The sequence below is a fragment of the Oceanospirillum sp. genome, from assembly GCF_982874595.1.
Genome location: NZ_CEYNZH010000094.1, coordinates 1 through 3093 on the forward strand (window position 1 = coordinate 1; position 3093 = coordinate 3093).

General features: G+C 46.8%; 3 protein-coding genes and 1 pseudogene. 1 reads left to right on the plus strand and 3 read right to left on the minus strand.

The window, feature by feature from the left end:
* Nucleotides 1-160: 160 nt before the first annotated feature.
* The 3 genes and pseudogenes from AC4GL5_RS18285 to AC4GL5_RS18295 all read right to left on the minus strand — a co-directional run bounded on the left by AC4GL5_RS18285 (nt 161) and on the right by AC4GL5_RS18295 (nt 2506).
* Nucleotides 161-1060 carry a GIY-YIG nuclease family protein gene (locus AC4GL5_RS18285; RefSeq protein WP_490384242.1) on the minus strand — a complete coding sequence of 300 codons (900 nt, stop codon included), beginning with the start codon at nt 1058-1060 and terminating at the stop codon, nt 161-163.
* 305 nt (nt 1061-1365) lie between these two features.
* A pseudogene (locus AC4GL5_RS18290) lies at nt 1366-1473 on the minus strand (DUF6500 family protein); the annotation flags it as partial.
* 223 nt (nt 1474-1696) lie between these two features.
* The gene (locus tag AC4GL5_RS18295) at nt 1697-2506 is read right to left on the minus strand and encodes an adenosylcobinamide amidohydrolase (protein ID WP_490384243.1); all 810 of its coding nucleotides are present in this window, start codon (nt 2504-2506) and stop codon (nt 1697-1699) included.
* Between the two features lie 126 nt (nt 2507-2632).
* Here AC4GL5_RS18295 and AC4GL5_RS18300 point away from each other — a divergent pair, with 126 nt between their 5' ends.
* Complete coding sequence (locus AC4GL5_RS18300; RefSeq protein WP_086479221.1) at nt 2633-2968, plus strand: zinc ribbon domain-containing protein YjdM; 336 nt, start codon at nt 2633-2635, stop codon at nt 2966-2968.
* The last annotated feature ends 125 nt before the right edge of the window (nt 2969-3093 follow it).

Here is a 3093-nt window from a genome sequence, read left to right on the forward strand (position 1 = left end):
TCGCCATAAAAAGAACCCCCAATGTTGGGTGTCCAACTATTGGGGGTCACTTCAGTTTACCGGGCTTTTTGTTGGAGAGGTATTAGCTAGGTGAAGCAACCAAACATTCTTATGGGTATCGAAAGGGGCCTCTGTACTTGCTACAAGATTTACTAAATAGCTATTGTGAGCTTTCTACAGCCTTATCTTCCAACTCCTTGAGAGATCGGCCATCTTCAGAGTACCAGCTTTGCGGTCCACTCCTTGAGGTTCCCGCTATAAGCGCGGCAGCATAGCTGGATGAACTCATAAGAATGTCTTTAGTTAAACGGAGATGGTCACCCTCGATCACTAACCGCCCATCGGCAATTAACTGCTCCTTCAGCTTAACGAGCTTGGTACTAAGACTATCCGTGTTTGTTTTAGACGCTGTCGAGTTCTTTTTCAGAACAAAACCCTCATCTGTTTGAACTCCCAATGCGCTAACATTACGCACAGAAAACTTGAGTTCACCATATGCGAGGTTTTCAGCGGTAGCCGTTGGAACAACTTTCGGCTGGGTAGACGGGAATTGAATCAGAGGTTCCAAAATGGGATAACCCAAGGTTCCAAGAAATAACCGAATGTCTTCAAGCAACTCTTCCATAGCTTCACGTTCGGAACGGGACAAACTCGATTGTGTAGGAGTATTTCCATTCTCAAGCTCATACCGGTCAGATTCTTTAGCTAGTGACTCAAGCCTTGATTCTAAATATTTAATATGTGATTTGCTCAAGTTATCATCTTTATTTGAAAAAATGACAGCTTCATTCCAAAAGTCCTTCTTGCGATCATGCGAGAGCAGCCGCTCCGCAACATTCTCGGATTCTCCAATATATGCCATAGGCTTTGAATCGCCCAACCTTGCCTCGAATAAGAAATACACACCAGGCTTAGCCGTCTCTGGCCATTCTTTTAATTCATCGAGACGACTCCTTGGGCAAGCGATTGCCTGTCCAGTTCGATTGATGATTTCCGCATGCCTAATACCGGTAACTGTTGCTTCAGGCAAAAATATACGAATTGATTTTCCGAACGGCATGCAAGCCAACTCCTATTCTCATGACATATTAATATCAGGTGTAAGTTTTTCTCCGATTCAATATATCGAAAAAAATGAAGCAAGGTGTTTGATTAAAAGAGAAATCTCCATTTTCTGATCTGCCGGCTTCCCTACCAAACGCATACACGTTTCATAAAACCATGCTCTTTACCTTAAGAACATCTGATGTCCATCAGCTTAAAACCGCAGACATCCACTTTAATAATTTATTGGAGTTGCAGCTTATCTAAATAAGCTGCACCGGTATAGCGCCCAATAAGTAGAAACGTGTGCCTTTTTCGGCCTTAAACCCCATCCAACACCATCTGCCGGATCTTTACGGCTTTCTCAAAATGATCCAGCTGGTGGGTCTGAATCCACCAGGTTGCGGCTTCCATCAGGGTTTCAGGATCGTCATTTTTGTTGGCTTAGAAGGCGTAGAAGGAAACACCCACCGCCTCACCTTTCTGCTGAATTTTCTTATTACACACCTGGACGATCTTTTCTCTTAGCATTTGTCTCATGGGTTTCTCTGTATTATCTGTTCTGATTTCATCAAATTTTACGAGCCGTAAGCCTAAAACAAATACCACTGTATAAATATACAGCCACAGCAAAAACCCGCATACTAGCTTGTTATCTATGACCATTAAACGTGGTTCTTTCCCAGCTGACAGCATCGGATACCGCTTCAATAACGGCTTGAGCCATCAGCTCACCAAAGAGTGTGTGCTTACCGCAAAACGTAACCTCGGGGCCAAAGCCATTCACCAGCACCACAGAATCCGTGCCAGTGCCGGTTGCGATCAGGCCTGAGACCGGACTTAGCACCTGTGTATTCTGCAGAGCAGCCGCTTTGGCCTCTGTCACCATCATGATTGCCTCAACCAGCGCTGCCTGAGTCAGGCAGGCGCTGGTCAGCAGGATGATATTGATGGTGCCGATCTCCGCTGGTTCAGAAACCATACGTCGGTATTCCGCTTTATCCCCCGCCCTTCGGGCATTCGAAAACCCAGCCGTTGCCAGAACGAATATCTCAACCCCATCCGCTTCCCGCCGGGCTAAACGATACGATCCCATAGAAGCTGCGGTCATCATGCCAACAAGGTTACCGGTTACTCCAAGGGATTCACCGTAACGAGCCAGGGTGTTCTCTGCCGGTTCATGCTGCTCAGTATGTTTGGGTACCCGAAGATTCAAAACCCCATCCGCCCACTGCAAACCGCCGTTTAACACGGCAGAACTTAAGACCTGATGTGGCTTCTGCAGATATACCATCAGGTGATCCTGGGTATGTTCTGCAGTGGCAAACCCTCTCAGTAACTGATGAGATTGAGGGTGGCTGGGGTGGTGAGAAGATTTGGAAGTCATATCGTCGGATACCGGATAAAGACGTGCTGATGCTGTTTTCGGGGTACGCAGTTTACCCGATAAACCGACGCTCAATCACGAGCCACCTGATAACAAGATAACGAATCGGCAAAAAGACCCGCAACTTGCCAAGTGTGAATCGGCTTATTACCATGCCCCGCCTGTTAATTTAATTTGTACCCTCTGAAGAAGAAGTCGCTTATGTCTCTGCCCCCATGTCCGAAATGCAGCTCCGAATTTGTTTATCAGGATCAGGAACTTCTGATCTGCCCGGAATGCGCCCACGAGTGGAATCCCTCGGAAGTGCCGGAAGATGATTCCCCTACGGCAAAAGATGCCAACGGCACTCAGCTGAATGCGGGCGACAAGATCACCCTGATCAAGGATCTGAAGGTTAAAGGCAGCTCTATGGTGCTGAAGATCGGAACCAAAGGTCTGATCAAGCGCATCGTTGATGGCAAAGATCATGAGCTGGACTGTAAGCTGGATGGCGCTGGCGATATGATGGTGACGGCTAAATTCGTTAAGAAAGCCTGATTCTGGCTCTAAGGGCTTCAGGTCCAATATACCTTCATTACAAAAAGAAAAAGCCGATTGCTACTATCGGCTCAGACTGCTGACAAAGTCCTCGCCATCGTGCGGGGACTTTTTATAATAGCAAC